The 14,757-nt window shown below is 35.8% G+C and carries 19 protein-coding genes; 12 read left to right on the plus strand and 7 right to left on the minus strand.

The genetic code is table 11. From position 1 onward, the window contains the following. Nucleotides 1-242: 242 nt before the first annotated feature. Together A9G03_RS12455 and A9G03_RS08120 are read left to right on the plus strand one after the other, a co-directional pair. Nucleotides 243-617 carry a hypothetical protein gene (locus tag A9G03_RS12455; RefSeq protein WP_143425835.1) on the plus strand — a complete coding sequence of 125 codons (375 nt, stop codon included), beginning with the start codon at nt 243-245 and terminating at the stop codon, nt 615-617. 136 nt (nt 618-753) lie between these two features. Continuing rightward, entirely contained in the window at nt 754-2,307 is a 1,554-nt protein-coding gene (locus A9G03_RS08120) for a multicopper oxidase family protein (RefSeq protein ID WP_082209423.1), read from the plus strand. A gap of 190 nt (nt 2,308-2,497) precedes the next feature. On the opposite strand, the gene A9G03_RS08125 is transcribed toward A9G03_RS08120, so the two are convergent. Continuing rightward, on the minus strand, nt 2,498-3,256 hold the full coding sequence (locus tag A9G03_RS08125) for a DeoR/GlpR family DNA-binding transcription regulator (protein WP_065798896.1): 759 nt from the start codon (nt 3,254-3,256) through the stop codon (nt 2,498-2,500). 292 nt (nt 3,257-3,548) lie between these two features. On the opposite strand from A9G03_RS08125, the gene A9G03_RS08130 reads away from it, so the two are divergent. From A9G03_RS08130 to A9G03_RS08170, 9 genes are all read left to right on the plus strand, one after another. Continuing rightward, a complete protein-coding gene (locus A9G03_RS08130) occupies nt 3,549-4,070 on the plus strand; it encodes an RpiB/LacA/LacB family sugar-phosphate isomerase (protein ID WP_065798897.1) in 522 nt (173 codons plus the stop codon). Nucleotides 4,071-4,088: 18 nt separating this feature from the next. Then, the gene (locus A9G03_RS08135) at nt 4,089-5,456 is read left to right on the plus strand and encodes a PTS galactitol transporter subunit IIC (RefSeq protein WP_065798898.1); all 1,368 of its coding nucleotides are present in this window, start codon (nt 4,089-4,091) and stop codon (nt 5,454-5,456) included. Then, the gene (locus A9G03_RS08140) at nt 5,453-5,737 is read left to right on the plus strand and encodes a PTS sugar transporter subunit IIB (protein ID WP_065798899.1); all 285 of its coding nucleotides are present in this window, start codon (nt 5,453-5,455) and stop codon (nt 5,735-5,737) included. Before A9G03_RS08135 ends, A9G03_RS08140 begins: the two co-directional genes overlap by 4 nt. Before the next feature lie 4 nt (nt 5,738-5,741). After that, the gene (locus A9G03_RS08145; protein ID WP_065798900.1) at nt 5,742-6,197 is read left to right on the plus strand and encodes a PTS sugar transporter subunit IIA; all 456 of its coding nucleotides are present in this window, start codon (nt 5,742-5,744) and stop codon (nt 6,195-6,197) included. 40 nt (nt 6,198-6,237) lie between these two features. After that, on the plus strand, nt 6,238-6,777 hold the full coding sequence (hxlB, locus tag A9G03_RS08150) for a 6-phospho-3-hexuloisomerase (protein ID WP_065798901.1): 540 nt from the start codon (nt 6,238-6,240) through the stop codon (nt 6,775-6,777). A 223-nt stretch (nt 6,778-7,000) separates the two neighbouring features. Continuing rightward, complete coding sequence (locus A9G03_RS08155; RefSeq protein WP_065798902.1) at nt 7,001-7,345, plus strand: hypothetical protein; 345 nt, start codon at nt 7,001-7,003, stop codon at nt 7,343-7,345. A gap of 81 nt (nt 7,346-7,426) precedes the next feature. Continuing rightward, on the plus strand, nt 7,427-10,150 hold the full coding sequence (secA, locus tag A9G03_RS08160; RefSeq protein ID WP_065798903.1) for a preprotein translocase subunit SecA: 2,724 nt from the start codon (nt 7,427-7,429) through the stop codon (nt 10,148-10,150). 117 nt (nt 10,151-10,267) lie between these two features. Further along, nucleotides 10,268-10,672 (plus strand): 8-oxo-dGTP diphosphatase MutT, encoded by a 405-nt coding sequence (mutT, locus tag A9G03_RS08165; RefSeq protein ID WP_065633139.1) that lies wholly within the window; start codon nt 10,268-10,270, stop codon nt 10,670-10,672. Between the two features lie 201 nt (nt 10,673-10,873). Continuing rightward, nucleotides 10,874-11,089, plus strand: coding sequence for a DUF4177 domain-containing protein (locus A9G03_RS08170; protein ID WP_065633138.1), 216 nt, complete (start codon nt 10,874-10,876; stop codon nt 11,087-11,089). A gap of 194 nt (nt 11,090-11,283) precedes the next feature. On the opposite strand, the gene A9G03_RS08175 is transcribed toward A9G03_RS08170, so the two are convergent. Genes A9G03_RS08175 through A9G03_RS08195 form a run of 5 tightly spaced genes read right to left on the minus strand, consistent with a single transcriptional unit; the run spans nt 11,284 to nt 13,202 of the window. Continuing rightward, the gene (locus tag A9G03_RS08175; protein WP_065633137.1) at nt 11,284-11,664 is read right to left on the minus strand and encodes a DMT family transporter; all 381 of its coding nucleotides are present in this window, start codon (nt 11,662-11,664) and stop codon (nt 11,284-11,286) included. After that, nucleotides 11,664-12,020, minus strand: a complete 357-nt coding sequence (locus A9G03_RS08180; protein WP_065798904.1) for an EamA family transporter — start codon at nt 12,018-12,020, stop codon at nt 11,664-11,666. Before A9G03_RS08180 ends, A9G03_RS08175 begins: the two co-directional genes overlap by 1 nt. After that, nucleotides 12,008-12,442 (minus strand): zinc uptake transcriptional repressor Zur, encoded by a 435-nt coding sequence (gene zur, locus A9G03_RS08185; protein ID WP_065633135.1) that lies wholly within the window; start codon nt 12,440-12,442, stop codon nt 12,008-12,010. Before zur ends, A9G03_RS08180 begins: the two co-directional genes overlap by 13 nt. Nucleotides 12,443-12,466: 24 nt before the next feature. After that, nucleotides 12,467-12,739 (minus strand): RnfH family protein, encoded by a 273-nt coding sequence (locus A9G03_RS08190; protein ID WP_081297434.1) that lies wholly within the window; start codon nt 12,737-12,739, stop codon nt 12,467-12,469. Nucleotide 12,740: 1 nt separating this feature from the next. After that, nucleotides 12,741-13,202: a type II toxin-antitoxin system RatA family toxin gene (locus A9G03_RS08195; RefSeq protein WP_081297433.1), complete on the minus strand. Its 462-nt coding sequence runs from the start codon at nt 13,200-13,202 to the stop codon at nt 12,741-12,743. 33 nt (nt 13,203-13,235) lie between these two features. Here A9G03_RS08195 and smpB point away from each other — a divergent pair, with 33 nt between their 5' ends. Beyond that, nucleotides 13,236-13,718 carry an SsrA-binding protein SmpB gene (gene smpB, locus A9G03_RS08200; protein ID WP_065798905.1) on the plus strand — a complete coding sequence of 161 codons (483 nt, stop codon included), beginning with the start codon at nt 13,236-13,238 and terminating at the stop codon, nt 13,716-13,718. Between the two features lie 28 nt (nt 13,719-13,746). On the opposite strand, the gene A9G03_RS08205 is transcribed toward smpB, so the two are convergent. After that, complete coding sequence (locus tag A9G03_RS08205) at nt 13,747-14,745, minus strand: substrate-binding domain-containing protein (protein ID WP_065798906.1); 999 nt, start codon at nt 14,743-14,745, stop codon at nt 13,747-13,749. Nucleotides 14,746-14,757 lie beyond the last annotated feature (12 nt).

Genomic DNA, 14,757 nt, shown 5'->3' on the forward strand with positions numbered 1-14,757 from the left:
CGTTTTAAAGTTAGGTTAATATAATAGCAGAACAGTAAACATTTATCTTTCTTATTTTATATCAAAATACCCGATAATTAGACTATATTTTACTCGGCAGTCGTTAACCAGTCACTTATCAATGATTAAATAAACAATTTGAATTAAAGCATGTAAAGTTAAAAATTTTAAAAAAGTATAAATTTACTACTTTTTTCGGTAAAATAAACAGAAATTTTGTTAGATGAATAGTGAGATAGAATATGTCATTAAGAATCAACAATAAGGCTTATAATATTATTGCATTATCTGCAATACTTTTATTTTTGCTGAGTGTTTCTACATGGCATTTGTCTAAAAATTATTTCCAATCTTCTACGCGTTGTAACTTGGCATATCAAACGGCATTTAACGTAAAAGAAAGCAAGCGTCACCATAATACGACTCAATCCAATCCTAACTCATCAATCCCAAACAAATATCAACAACTAAACCACTGTCCAACATGTAGCTCACTTGTTACTAACTATTTTTTTTCCTTTGATTATGCCATTAAAAGTAAACAGTACCGGCCAATAACATTTGTACCTGTGTATAAAGAAAGTATTCCTGAGTTAAAACCACCCAAAATTGCTTAATAGTATTTATCGAACATAAGAAGTAAGTAATTCACAGTCAATAACGCAATAAAAAGCACCTTATGTGAGGCTTTTTATCAAGTTGTATTGAATAAATGGTTATTTTATTTAACTAATTATATTTTAAAGGAATATTATGAAACGTCGAAATTTTATCATCAGTTTTACTGCCGCCTTAGGCGGATTGTTTGCCACTAAAGCTATCGCCAAAATGAATCACGCATCTATGTCTGAAAACGTGTGTGAAGTTAATTCTGATAACTGTAATACGGAGGGGAATATGCACGATCATATGAACATGAATATGAATATGAATATGAATAATACAATGCCACAAAAACTGTTATCGACTTCAGCATTGACACAGGGTAAAAATTTACCTGAGCTCACCAATTTAAAAAATACCAGTAACCAAGCAGGCGTCTTTGAAGCAACGTTACATTTGAAACCGGTAAAAATAGCTTTAACACCCGACATAACCACAGAATTTTGGGCTTATAATGGCATGGTTCCCGGTCCAAAAATTGAAGTGTTTGAAGGTGATCATGTCAAAATAACCGTTAAAAATGATCTTTTACAACCGACGACCGTTCACTGGCATGGTTTGCTTATACCTTCAGATCAAGACGGTAATCCACAAGATGCCATTCCTGCAGGCGGTAGTCGAATTTATGAATTTACCATCCCTGAAGGTACGGCTGGAACCTATTGGTATCATCCACATGGACACAACACGGTTGCTGAACAAGTCTATCGTGGTTTAGCCGGTACATTTATTGTCCGCAGTAAAAACGATCCATTAGCTTCACTACCTGAACAACATTGGTTCTTTTCCGACTTAAAATTAACAGAAAAAGGTGAAATTGCCGAAAATTCGATGACAGACTGGATGAATGGTCGAGAAGGACAATTTGTGTTAATCAATGGCGCTTACCGCCCAAATATAAAAGTAGAAGGTGCAACACGAGTCAGAATCTGGAATGCGTGTTCAGGTCGATACTTAAACCTTTCGGTACCGGATTGTGATGTTTATTTAGTGGGTACGGACGGTGGCCTAATTGCTGCACCTCACCAACTTAATACCCCCTTACTACTTACCCCAGCTGAACGCGCTGAAGTGGTCATAGTTCCGAAAAAAACAGCCAGCCTTTACTTAGAAAATATAGGATACGATCGGGGTAAAATGGGTAATGTACCACCAGAGCAAAATATCATTCTTTCACAATTCCAATTAACCCAAACAGCCAGTGTAGTTTTACCGGCTAAGCTAAAACAAATACCAACTTTAGGTGAAGCAGTCGCCAAAAAGTCGCTTGAATATACCGAAGTAATGAATAAAAATGAGCCTCGAGGTGGTATGTTGTTTTTAATTAATGGCAAACAGCATGATATGTCACGAATTGACTTAGAAAGTAAACTTCATGACGTTGAAGAGTGGACAATTGTTAACAACTCACATATGGATCACAATTTCCATATACATGGTGCACAATTTATTGTGCAGTCTCGTGAATTAAATGGTACTAAAACAACGCCTGAATTTGTTGCGTTAAAAGATACCACCAATTTACGTCCGCACGAAACACTTGTTGTGAAAATTCAACAAAACATGCCGGGATTACGCATGTATCATTGCCATATCATCGAACACGAAACATTGGGTATGATGGGGCAATTGATGGTGAAATAATCGATTTATCCTCCCTCTTTTCTTAATTTTCTAAATACAGACTATTAAGATTAAGAGGGAGATTTTATTTCGATTAAGATAAATCAACAATCCACAACGAATAAATCCCTTAAATATAAAAATAATTTCAATGATTACGGTAACAAAATAGACAATATCGAGTATATAACAGACTAATTAACGTTGACTATTACTCACATAAAATGACTTGCGTTTGCTTCTCTAATTTTGCAACTAGCAAAGGATCAGCCATATCATTAGTAATCAATGCGGTAATCTCTTGCCATTCGCAAATTTTATATAAACTTTTGCGACTGAATTTAGTGTAATCACCTAAAATATATTTTTTATCCGAATGAGCAATGATCGCTTTATCAACATAAGCATCAGAAGAAGATGGGCTAGAAGGACCGCTCAAATTACTAAAGCCATCAGTACCTAAAAAACAAGCATCTACCTGTATTTCATTAATCATTGACACGGTCCAACCACCAAAAACTGATGAGCTTTTATCACGCAGTTCACCCCCAAATAAAACAACTTGGTTTTGTGATGAAATAAGCGTGTTAGCAACAGGTAATGAATCAGTAAAAATTTTAAAACCAGAACGATACACTAATAACTTAGCTAATTCTAACGCTGAACTACCCGTTCCAATAATCATAGAACAATTTTCTGGGAGCAGTGTTAATGCTTTTTGCGCAATACTCTTTTTAAAACTGGCATTTTCTTTTTCTCGAATCTGAAAAGGATTTTCAATTGCACCTTTTTTAAGCGTTGCACCACCATGGCATTTCACTAAAAATCCTTTTTTTTCTAATTGAGATAAATCTTTACGAATTGTTTCGTAAGTAACTTGATATTTACGAGCTAACTCGCTGACATAGACCGTTCCTGCCGTAATCAACTCTTCTAAAATTAATTCTCTGCGTTCATTCATTAGCTGCATAACTAACAACCTCAACCATTTTAAAGTGGATATTAATCATTTCGGCACTCATCATACTGAATTATTAACAATATTCTACAACAAAGTCTATTTTATTCCTTCATTTATCTTAAATGCTTCTCAATAGATATCAATATTTTCAATAATTAACACCTACACAGAGATTGGTTTAAATTGGTTTTTATTATTATAAATATCAATATCTTATTATTTTTGTGACAAAGATCACATTGACTTACCAATAAAAACCAATTATAAAATTGGCTATTAATTAAATAAAAGAGGAAAAATAATGAAAACAAAAATTGCTATTGCCTGTGACGATCTTGGATTTAGCTATAAACAAGCGATTAAACAATACTTAATTGATGAAAAAAACGCCGAAGTGGTTTATGACCCAATAAAGGTGAAAGAAGATGGTATCAACACTTTCGCTAAATTGGCGGATGAAATGTCAATACTGATACAAAAGGATGTGTGTCGATTAGGTATTTATATCTGTGGCACAGGAATTGGTTTTACTTGTCAAGCCAACAAACATTGGGGCATCCGAGCAACCGCAGTCACTAATCCCTACTCTGCTAAACGGGCTCGATTAAGTAACAATGCGCAAATCATCGGACTTGGTTGTCGGGTTAATGGTCTTGAATATCTAAAAATGGTGTTGGATGCATGGTATGACGAACCATTCAATTTTGCTACTGCACGCGAAAATTCGAAAAAAAATCTACTCGAAGCCGAACGCAATGACAATGCCTTATTAGTCAAACCAGATCATGTTGCATGGAACATGGGTTTTAGAGCGGATGAATAAATAATCAAGGAGTCTCTTATGGAATTTATCACTCAATTTATCAATGATCTAGGGAACTTCATATTCATCCCTATCATCTTTCTTATCCTAATGGCTGCACTTGGCAGACCTATTTCTGAATGTATTTCATCAGCAATGAAAGTGGGTATTGGCTTTATTGCATTAAGTATGACCATTAAATTTATGTTAGATAAAATGTCACCGGCAGTAACCGGACTTGCGGAAAGTACCGGTTCCTCACTCAGTGCGATTGATGTTGGTGGTGCTGCCACAGCGGTGATGGGATTTGGGTCAAGTATGGGACCAATTATTATTCCATTGTGTGTAGCTGTAAATGTGTTACTGCTAATTATGAAGATCACCGATTGTGTTAATGTGGATGTATTTAATTTACACCAAAACGCTTCTATGGGTGCCATTGTAGGTGTTTATTCAGGCAGTTTTTTATATGGTGTATTAACCGCAGGATTGTTTCACGTGTGGGCACTCATTGCTGCCGATCTTGGCGCAAGAAATAACGAAAAATTTTTTAATTTACCGGAAGGTGTATCGATCTCTCACCCTGTAGCCAATACTTATCTCATTTTTGCTTATCCATTTAACTGGATTTATGATCGAATACCGGGTTTTAGAAATCTCAGCATCACCGCCGAAACTATCCAAAAACGCTTTGGTGTACTAGGCGATCCAACAATTGTAGGTTTCATTATTGGCGTATTACTTGGTTTTTGTGGATACACATGGACTAGCCCTTATCATACTGTCATTAATAGCTTACAACTCGGCATGTACCTTGCAGCAGTAATGCTACTATTACCGAGAATGACCTCTATCATGATGGAAGGTTTAGTACCTCTATCTAATGTGGCTCGTAAAAAATTAGTGAAACGCTTTCCAAATCGTGACATTACCGTAGGTATGGATACAGCATTAATTGTTGGTAATCCTGCTGTTATCGCCCCTGCACTATTGCTAATTCCTATCATCGTTATTTTAGCGGTCATCTTACCAGGTAATAAAGTCATGCCATTAGGTGATCTTTCTCAATTTGTATTCTTTATCGCCTGTATGGTACCAGTGTTTCAAGGCAACATCATTCGTACTTGGGTAACATCGATATTTTTATTCGGTGGTGGATTATATATTGCTTCATGGATGACACCTGCCACTAATCAAGTATTTCAAGAATTTGGCAGCAATCCCGATGCTTCAGTCATGTATACATCATTAAATCCGTCGGCTAACCCATTTACCGGTCTGTTCGCTGCAACCAGTCATATTGGTATATTTGGCTATGTCTTAATCGGTTTGATTTTACTATCTGTGGGTTACTTAATTAAGAAAAAACAACACAATTCAGACGAAAATAGAGAGGTTTCAAAATGAAAAAAGTATTAGTTGTATGTGGAAATGGCATCGCTTCATCATCAATTATGGTTTCGATTTTACAAGACTATTTAAAAGAACAGCACATTGCAGCTCAAGTTGATAAATCATCCTTAATGGCATGTAACACCGATACTTTTAATAGCTATGATTTGGTTGTTTCCTCAACCAAAATCGACAATCCAGCAATAACCACGCCAGTCATTGTTGGAGCAGGCTTATTAACAGGCATCGGGGAAGATGCAATTTTTGATGCAGTAAAAAAAGCACTAACAGAATAAGAGGATGACTATGCATATTTTAGTTCATGATTTGGATAACGATATTCAAACTTATCAAAGAGCAATAAATAGTTCGGGCTCTTACCTTTTAGAAAAAGGTTATATTCAACCTGACTATATTACAGCTTGTATTGATCGCGAAAAAGAGTACCCAACGGGGTTATTGATGAGTAATAACCTTGGCATTGCTATACCACATGCCAATTATCAACTGGTTAAAGAAGATGCCATCAGTATTGTGCGTTCCACTCAAGGTGTGGTATTTGGACGAATGGAAGATGCTGATTTAATGGTAACTTGCCAATTGATCTTCAATTTGGCTTTTTCTACCAGTGATCAGCATTTATCAATACTACAACGGTTATTTGCGCTCTTTCAGGACGAAAATTTTGCGATAAATTGTCAAAAGTTAAGTTGTAGCCAAGTTCAGCAATTAGTCAACCAACAACTTAATCCTTGAATGAATAAGGAAAAACTATTGCTTAACAGGAGTCAACACCATGCAATCACAATTAATTATTGATGAACTCAATCATTCAATACAAACATTAACAGATCAAAACATCACAAATTTGATCGCAAAAATCAAACAGCACCAACGCATTTTTGTGTATGGCACTGGGCGCTCAGGTTTGATGCTAAAAGCCTTTGCCATGCGATTAATGCAACTTGGATTGTGCGCTTTTGTAGTTGGTGAAACCACCACCCCAGCAGTACAAAAAGGCGATTTACTTATTGTTGCATCAGCCTCTGGCGAAACCAATACAGTTAATATGATGGCTGAATCAGCCATTAAACAAGGTATTGATCTTGATATTATCTGCGCTTCGCCAAATTCAACTTTAGCCAAAATTCAAACGCCAGATATTATGTTACAATCCGGAACTAAATTTTCACAATCAAAAATGAGTCAACAACCATTAGGTAGCCTTTTCGAGCAATTGTTATTGATTATTTTTGACACCGTGATTCTGACGATGAGTAATGCGCAAAAAGAGAGTAATACCGACATGGCACATCGACATGCCAGTTTAGAGTGACGCCCACAATAAGATTAATAAAATCCACTCATCCTTTGTTATTTGATCAGTGGATTTTACACCAATACCCAATTAACAATGTCTTATCTTTTACTAACTGACACCATTTACAATAATTGATGATAAAATTTATTTGTTTAACAACAAAAATTCACATAATAACAAACTATCCTGTTGTAATAATTGTTTTAATTTTGAGAAAAAATGCTAGAATGTTGCCACTATGACTGTGATTAGCTATTGTAAACAACTCCACAAACGCTTTATTATCAAAACTGCCTTATCGCACTTATTATTAGGTGTGATTGCTGCTGGGTTTGGTCTATATCAAGAAAATGCATTACCTGCTCAGCTATCGGTGTCTCAAGTCGGTATTATAGCTATTACCGCAATAGTGCAAGATCATCAAACGCCAATAAAAACGCATATACAATCACTGTTGTTGGTGCAAAAACAACATGATGATAAACAAACCATTTCATTAAATAATTATGATGTCAGTCCCAATATTGTCATCCGATTAACCCCCTACAACGGCATTAGAGCTGGTCCTGAAGCTACTGTTTAAAAATCGATAACTTACTGAAATTAAGTTGCCTTATTTAGATATAAAACCTTATTAATCCTATTAAAAAAATAAGAGAAGATCATGCTATTAAAATTATTAACCAAAGTATTCGGTAGCCGTAATGAACGTGTACTAAAAACAATGCGTAAACGCGTAGAAAGAATCAATGCTTTAGAACCACAAATGGAAGCATTAACGGATGATGAGCTAAAAGCAAAAACAGCAGAATTTAAACAAAAAATTGCTGATGGCACCAAATTAGATGATATTTTAGAAGAAGCTTTTGCGGTCGTTCGTGAAGCGAGTAAACGCGTTTTTGGAATGCGTCATTTTGATGTGCAGCTAATTGGGGGTATGGTATTAAATGAACGCTGTATTGCTGAAATGCGTACAGGTGAAGGTAAAACCTTAACCGCAACCTTACCTGCCTATTTAAATGCGTTAACAGGCAAAGGGGTTCATGTCGTCACGGTTAATGATTACTTAGCCCAACGTGATGCTGAAAACAATCGCCCACTATTTGAATTTCTAGGTTTAACTGTCGGTATTAATCTACCTAACATGCCACCGCAAATGAAACGCGATGCTTATAATGCCGATATCACTTATGGTACTAATAACGAATATGGCTTTGATTACCTGCGCGATAATATGGTGTTTACGAAAGAATCGCGAGTACAACGCCCACTACATTATGCCTTAGTCGACGAAGTAGACTCGATTTTAATTGATGAAGCAAGAACACCATTAATCATATCTGGACAAGCCGAAGACAGCTCTGATAGATATGTCAGTATCGATAAAATTATTCCATACTTGGTTCGCCAAGAAAAAGAAGATTCTGATCAATTTCAAGGTGATGGTGACTTTTCTATTGACGAAAAAACACGTCAAGTCAACCTCACTGAACGCGGTTTAATTAAAGTTGAAGAGTTACTAATTAAACAAGGTATTATGAAAAGTGACGAGTCACTATATGCCCCAAGCAATATTGTGTTAATGCATCATGTCAACGCAGCTCTTCGAGCCCATCACCTATTCCATAAAGATGTGGATTATATTGTTCGCGATAACGAAATCATTATTGTCGATGAACATACTGGTCGTACTATGGATGGACGCCGCTGGTCTGATGGGTTACACCAAGCAGTAGAAGCCAAAGAACATGTTAAAATTCAAAATGAAAACCAAACTTTGGCATCTATCACTTTCCAAAACTATTTCCGACTATATGAAAAATTAGCAGGGATGACAGGGACAGCGGATACCGAAGCATTCGAATTTAATCAAATCTATGGTCTTGATACCATTGTTATTCCAACAAATCGCCCAATGGTCCGTAAAGACCAATCTGATTTAGTCTATATGACCGAAAAAGAAAAAATCGACGCGATCGTGGCTGATGTACAAGAGTGTGTAAAACGTGGTCAGCCTGTGTTAGTTGGTACGGCTTCTATCGAGAAATCAGAACTTGTCTCTCAAGCATTTAAAAAAGCGGGTATCAAACATAATGTATTAAATGCTAAATTCCATGCACAAGAAGCCGAAATTATCGCTGAAGCAGGTAGTAAAGGTGCCGTGACAATTGCCACCAATATGGCGGGGCGCGGTACCGATATTATGCTTGGCGGTAACTGGCAAAATGAAGTCGCTAAACTTGAAAATCCAACCCCTGAAGATATCGAAAAAGCCAAACAAGCATGGCAAACCAAGCACGAAGAGGTAATAGCACTTGGTGGCCTTTACATTTTAGGGACAGAGCGTCACGAATCTCGTCGTATTGATAACCAATTACGTGGTCGTGCTGGTCGTCAAGGTGACCCTGGTGCTTCACGCTTTTATCTATCACTTGAAGACCCATTAATGCGAATTTTCGCCTCAGAGCGTGTTGGTAACATGATGCGTAAACTGGGTATGAAAGAAGGCGAAGCCATTGAACATCCTTGGGTTACTAAAGCTATTGCAAATGCGCAAAAGAAAGTTGAAAGCCGTAACTTTGATATACGTAAACAACTACTTGAATTTGATGATGTTGCCAACGATCAACGTAAAGCAATTTATCGCCAACGAAATGAACTACTCGATAATAGCGATATTAAAGATACCATTGATTCTATTCGTGATGATGTATTTAATGCGCTAATTGATCAATATATTCCACCTCAATCAATTGAAGAGATGTGGGATGTACCTGGACTAGAATCAGCATTAAAAACCGATTTTGCTTTAGATTTACCGATTGCTAAATGGTTAGATGAAGAAGCAAATCTGCATGAAGAAACATTACGTGAACGCATTTTACAAATCGCAAAAGAGACCTATCTTGAAAAAGAAAACAGTGCTGGCTCTGAAGCATTTAGACACTTTGAAAAAAGTGTAATGTTACAAACACTTGACACTTTATGGAAAGAACATTTAGCCGCAATGGATTATTTACGCCAAGGTATACATTTACGTGGTTATGCGCAAAAAGATCCTAAACAAGAGTATAAACGTGAATCATTTAATATGTTTGCAAGCATGTTAGAATCGTTAAAATATGATGTTATTGGTGTACTGAGTCGTGTTCAAATCCGATCACAAGAGGAAGTTGATGAAGCTGAACGACAACGCTTAGCTGAAATGGAAAAGCTCATGGAAAAACAGAAAACGAGCCATGAATCTGTTACTAGTATTGATGGAGATCAACCTGAAACCTCATCGACGCAACCAGTAGTCCGAGCGCAAGCGAAAGTTGGGCGTAATGATCCTTGTCCATGTGGCTCAGGAAAAAAATATAAACACTGTCATGGTGCTGTTCACTAAGATAAAAATTTAGTATCATCAAAACATTATCAAATAAATTGCCGATAACACTCGGCATTTAACAGGTGGGAAAGGATCTCTTTCCCCAAGTTGACTCATAGATAGACAGACAGGATTATGAAAAAACATACTGAAATTGCTGTAGGTATTATACGTTCACAAGATTGTCAAATCTTTATCACTCAACGAGGTGAAGACTCGCATCTTGCTGGTTTTTGGGAGTTTCCGGGTGGAAAAGTCGAAGTTGCTGAAACACCTTTTCAAACCTTGCAACGCGAGATCGCTGAAGAAGTCGACATTCATATTCATCATGCGCAATTCTTAAAAACAGTTCAGCATAGTTACGATGATCGCGATATTACTATCCATGCTTATTTAGTTGAAGAGTGGGATGGCGTACCTTTTGCCAAAGAAGGGCAACCGAGCCGTTGGATTGATCAAGAAGATCTCAATGCGGATGAATTTCCCGATGCTAATCGACCGATTATCGAAATGCTAAAAAATTTAGATAAACAAATTTAGCATATTTTTTAAGAATATCCTTTTATACGTTTGATTTTCAAACGTATATCTTCCCATTTTTTAATAAGAAACATAATATTAACTCAAATATTGCTGTTTTAACTTTGTTTTAAAACTTAACTTATAATATACTGCTTTCCTTATTGATATTACTTATCAATAAGAACACTATTTCTAAAATATGAAAAGGAAATGAATACAATGAAAGAATATAAAGTTGTTATTTATCAAGAAGGTGCTTTATCATCTTTACTTTTTGGTGCAGCAAATTCTAATGCTGAAAAATTCTCTGATTTTTTAAATCAAAATGCAAGACAAGGTTGGCGTGTGGTGACAATGGAAAAAGATATGAGACGCCTATTTTTACTTTGGAAACGTGAAGCCTATCTAATTGTGATGGAAAAAGATCGCATATAAATAACCAATATTCATACAGTTTAAAAAAACTGTATGAGCAATATAGAATTGAACTTAGGGTTAAAACTGGTTATTTAAGTTTTTTATTTGATCCAAGGCAGTTTATATCCAAAACTAAACGTCAATTTAAAGACAAAATATCACTCACTATTTATAATTTAGATTCGACTTTGAAAATCAAACATCAAAATCGATTATTTACACTGTAATCGTTGTTCGGCTAATGCCAAAAAAACAATACCTATAATGATACATAACGCGCCAAGTAAGCGAGTGGTTGTAATTTGCTCATTAAAAGCCACGATCGAAACAAGCATTACCGTTACAACTTGTAAATGAGAAGCCGCAAATGCAGGACCAACCGGTGCTTTTTTTAATAATATCATCCATGTCATAAAAGCACCTGTATAGCCTAAAATAACTAAATAAGCCCAACCATGACTAAAAATACGAATCAACCAATTAAAATTAGCCTCAAAGGGGAGTGCAGCTAATGCCGTTAATTTAAAGCTGGTTTGCCCAAAAGTATCAAAAAATAGTAACAAAATAAAACCAATGATATAAAATTTTTTCATTAGGTTATCCCCACTAATATCACGCCGAAAGTAATAAAGAATATACCAATAAGACGAAAGGCGGTTAGATGCTCTTTAAATAAAACTCGCCCAGCAATCATAACCGTAATGATGTTAAACGATCCTAATAAAATACCTTGCGACAAGGGGACTTCACTTAAAAAAGCTAACCAAAAAATAAAGCCAACAAAATAGGTAGCAAAACCTAACCAAAGCCAAAAATTACCAAACAATTTTTGCCAATAGTGTAAACCTTGTTGATGTTTTGACGTTATGGCAGCATATTTAAAGGCAATTTGTCCGACAGTATCACAAACTAGATTAACTAACCAAAGCGTAATAATTAAGGCTGACATGGCTGACAAATTCCATGTATTTCAAGCACACTATGTTTTATTAAAAACTGACTTTGCAGTGCTAGTAGCTTGAGCTGTGTTTCAATATCTTCTGAATGCTTTTCTATAATTTGTTTACATTTATCACAAATAAATAAAATTGAAATATGCTCTGGATCATGAAAATGCGGGCATACAATATAACTGTTAGATGATTCAACTTTGTGAATAAAACCTTGTTCGAGTAAAAACTCAAGTGCACGATAAATTGTCGGTGGTTTTGCTTGTGGTTCACTAACTTTCAATAGATCTAACAAATCATATGCACTCATCGCTTTATTTGCTTTTAACATGATATGTAAAACAGTACGCCGCTGTGTTGTCAGTTTTATACCGCGTTTTTTGCATAACATTTCAATCTTTTCAATTAGCAGATTGTGCATTCGGTTTCCCTTCACTTTTGATTATTATTTATTACGTGCTGCTTTTTTTCGTCTTATCTCTTTAGGATCATTAATTAATGGACGATAAATTTCGATGCGATCACCATCATTAACTAACGTATTAAAATCACAGCGCTTACCGTAAATACCAACTAGATGCTCATCTAAAGTAATTTGACATAACGATAAGATATTGGATTTTGTTATTGCTTGCAATACATTCGTTTGTGCACTAACTTCTAAATTAATGACGGTTGCATTATTAGGTAAAGCATAAACAACTTGAATATTTATCATACTAATAAATCTGCCTTGCTCGTGTTGAAAATGCATTGACCATGTTAGTCATAACTTCTTTAAACACCGGGGTAAAAGCAATATCAAGTAGCTTATTTTTAAACTCAAAATCTAAACTAAAACTGATTTTACTGTGAGTATCACTCACTGGAGTAAATTGCCATCTGCCAGACAGGTGTTTAAAAGGGCCTTGCAGTAATTTCATCTCAATTAAATGCGGCTCATTAATCTGATTTACAGTAGTAAAAGATTTTTTAAAGCCTAACTTTTCAACTTCAATAAATGCCGTTAACTTATTATCTTGTTTGCTAATAATGCCAGTTGCGATACAATCAGGAACAAATTCTGGGTAACGAGCAATATCATTAACCAATGCAAACATTTGCTCAATTGAATAAGGCTCGATAACTTCGTGAAAAACGTGTGCCATAAGAATAAAATAAAAAAATAAAATTATTGGCATATAGTATCACGTAACTCTATAATATCGCACATTATGACTAAGAAAAAATCACACAAGCCGGGTTCGGCAACAATTGCATTAAATAAACGCGCACGCCATGAGTACTTTATTGAAGAGGAAATTGAGGCGGGATTATCCCTACAAGGTTGGGAAGTAAAATCCCTGCGCGCAGGTAAAGCTAACATTAGTGATAGTTACGTTTTACTCAAAGATGGTGAAGCATGGTTATTTGGTGCAACAATTACGCCATTATCAGTTGCATCATCGCATGTAGTATGCGATCCGATGCGTACACGTAAATTGCTGCTTAATCAGCGTGAGTTGAACTCTCTGTTTGGTCAAATAAACCGTCAAGGTTATACCGTTGTGGCCCTCTCTTTATATTGGAAAAATGCCTGGGCTAAAGTAAAAATTGGTTTAGCCAAAGGTAAAAAAGAATACGATAAACGTACCGACATTAAAGAACGCCAATGGCAGGTTGATAAAGCGCGAATTATGAAAAACGCCAATCGTTAATAGTCTAGCTCATAAAAAAATGGCTAGGCTAACGGTGGCGAATAATTTTTGGCTCAATAAAAAAGGCATGATGTTTTAGTTCTTTAAAGTTAATCAGCCGATCGATGACCTCAACACAAGTATGTGCCATGGTTTGAAAGTCTTGAGCAATCGCATCTGTTGGGTAATAACAGTAGTCAAGATAGATATTATAATCATAAGAGCATAAACAAATTTGATTAGGATCTATTTTGATCTCGACCAAATAACTCAGTACCTCTTGCAATAAATTGCATGAAGGCGTAAAAATAGCTTTAGGTAACCGTCCTAATTTTTCATGAACACCTTTGATTAACTGATACCCTTTATTTTGACAATAGTCATCACAGACTAACCAATCGTGTTTGAACTTTAATCCCGCAGTTTTCAGCCCTTGCTTAAATCCTTCAAGTCTTGCATGAATCGAGGTTAGTTGTATATCACATCCAATAAAATAAAACTCTTCTAGTTGTTTAGCATAAGGAATTATCAAATCAGCAACTGACTTTACAGATTCACTGGTGATAAAAGGAAGTTTGGTATCCTTTAAATAACGATCAAAAAACAGAACGGGAGTCTGTTGGTTAATGTTTACATAAAAATCATCACTATCTAAAGATGTCACAACAATCATCGCATCAACGCAACGTTCGACCAAATTTTGCGCCACTTTAATTTCGACCTCGGGATTATAATGACTACAAGTGATTAAGAGTTGGATATTTTTTTGTCTAAACGAGGCTTCTAAATGGTGTAAAAACATCGAAAAAAATGAATTAGACATATCCGGCACAACAACGCCAATGGTATTTGTGCTATTCGCTTTAATTAAATATTGACGAATATGAGATTGATCACTGTATTGCTGAGCAATCGCTAATACCCGCTGCCGAGTTTGCGGGGAAATTCGATATTTTTTATCTCGTTTATTAAAAATATGGCTGACGGTCGTTGCCGACACACCAGCCAAACGAGCAATATCATTGAGCTTTAATTTATTACTCGCCATACACATTACCTT

The sequence above is a fragment of the Gilliamella sp. wkB171 genome (assembly GCF_001693755.1).
Classification (GTDB): domain Bacteria; phylum Pseudomonadota; class Gammaproteobacteria; order Enterobacterales; family Orbaceae; genus Gilliamella; species Gilliamella apicola_F.

Excerpts from the sequence above, each read along its gene's own strand:
- A9G03_RS12455 (WP_143425835.1), top strand. The coding sequence starts at position 243 with ATGTCATTAAGAATCAACAATAAGGCTTATAATATTATTGCATTATCT.
- A9G03_RS08120 (WP_082209423.1), top strand. The coding sequence starts at position 754 with ATGAAACGTCGAAATTTTATCATCAGTTTTACTGCCGCCTTAGGCGGA.
- A9G03_RS08125 (WP_065798896.1), bottom strand. The coding sequence starts at position 3,256 with ATGCAGCTAATGAATGAACGCAGAGAATTAATTTTAGAAGAGTTGATT.
- A9G03_RS08130 (WP_065798897.1), top strand. The coding sequence starts at position 3,549 with ATGAAAACAAAAATTGCTATTGCCTGTGACGATCTTGGATTTAGCTAT.
- A9G03_RS08135 (WP_065798898.1), top strand. The coding sequence starts at position 4,089 with ATGGAATTTATCACTCAATTTATCAATGATCTAGGGAACTTCATATTC.
- A9G03_RS08140 (WP_065798899.1), top strand. The coding sequence starts at position 5,453 with ATGAAAAAAGTATTAGTTGTATGTGGAAATGGCATCGCTTCATCATCA.
- A9G03_RS08145 (WP_065798900.1), top strand. The coding sequence starts at position 5,742 with ATGACTATGCATATTTTAGTTCATGATTTGGATAACGATATTCAAACT.
- hxlB (WP_065798901.1), top strand. The coding sequence starts at position 6,238 with ATGCAATCACAATTAATTATTGATGAACTCAATCATTCAATACAAACA.
- A9G03_RS08155 (WP_065798902.1), top strand. The coding sequence starts at position 7,001 with ATGACTGTGATTAGCTATTGTAAACAACTCCACAAACGCTTTATTATC.
- secA (WP_065798903.1), top strand. The coding sequence starts at position 7,427 with ATGCTATTAAAATTATTAACCAAAGTATTCGGTAGCCGTAATGAACGT.
- mutT (WP_065633139.1), top strand. The coding sequence starts at position 10,268 with ATGAAAAAACATACTGAAATTGCTGTAGGTATTATACGTTCACAAGAT.
- A9G03_RS08170 (WP_065633138.1), top strand. The coding sequence starts at position 10,874 with ATGAAAGAATATAAAGTTGTTATTTATCAAGAAGGTGCTTTATCATCT.
- A9G03_RS08175 (WP_065633137.1), bottom strand. The coding sequence starts at position 11,664 with ATGAAAAAATTTTATATCATTGGTTTTATTTTGTTACTATTTTTTGAT.
- A9G03_RS08180 (WP_065798904.1), bottom strand. The coding sequence starts at position 12,020 with ATGTCAGCCTTAATTATTACGCTTTGGTTAGTTAATCTAGTTTGTGAT.
- zur (WP_065633135.1), bottom strand. The coding sequence starts at position 12,442 with ATGCACAATCTGCTAATTGAAAAGATTGAAATGTTATGCAAAAAACGC.
- A9G03_RS08190 (WP_081297434.1), bottom strand. The coding sequence starts at position 12,739 with ATGATAAATATTCAAGTTGTTTATGCTTTACCTAATAATGCAACCGTC.
- A9G03_RS08195 (WP_081297433.1), bottom strand. The coding sequence starts at position 13,202 with ATGCCAATAATTTTATTTTTTTATTTTATTCTTATGGCACACGTTTTT.
- smpB (WP_065798905.1), top strand. The coding sequence starts at position 13,236 with ATGACTAAGAAAAAATCACACAAGCCGGGTTCGGCAACAATTGCATTA.
- A9G03_RS08205 (WP_065798906.1), bottom strand. The coding sequence starts at position 14,745 with ATGGCGAGTAATAAATTAAAGCTCAATGATATTGCTCGTTTGGCTGGT.